General features: G+C 54.3%; 1 protein-coding gene. It reads left to right on the forward strand.

Going from position 1 to position 276, the window contains the following annotated elements; genetic code table 11:
• A partial coding sequence (locus ACEWL1_RS12115) for an alpha/beta hydrolase-fold protein (RefSeq protein ID WP_409233561.1) occupies window positions 1-276 on the forward strand: 276 nt, incomplete at both ends.

A 276-nucleotide genomic window follows, 5' to 3' on the forward strand; every position in this document is an offset into this window, starting at 1 on the left:
GACCAGCCCATGAAAACGCTCTCTGAAAATGCATGCTTTGGCGGAACCCAAGGTGTTTATTCACATGCCTCTGCTACCTGCAACTGCGAGATGACATTTGCCGTTTTCCTACCTGAAGATGCCAAAGACGGGCCCGTTCCGGTGCTCTGGTATCTTTCTGGCCTGACGTGCACGCATGAAAACGCGATGACAAAGGCAGGTGCACAGGCTTGGGCGGCTGAACACGGAATTGCACTGGTCTTTCCAGACACATCACCGCGCGGCGAAGACGTTGCT

The organism is Polaribacter gochangensis (assembly GCF_046224025.1).
Classification (GTDB): Bacteria; Bacteroidota; Bacteroidia; order Flavobacteriales; family Flavobacteriaceae; genus Polaribacter; species Polaribacter gochangensis.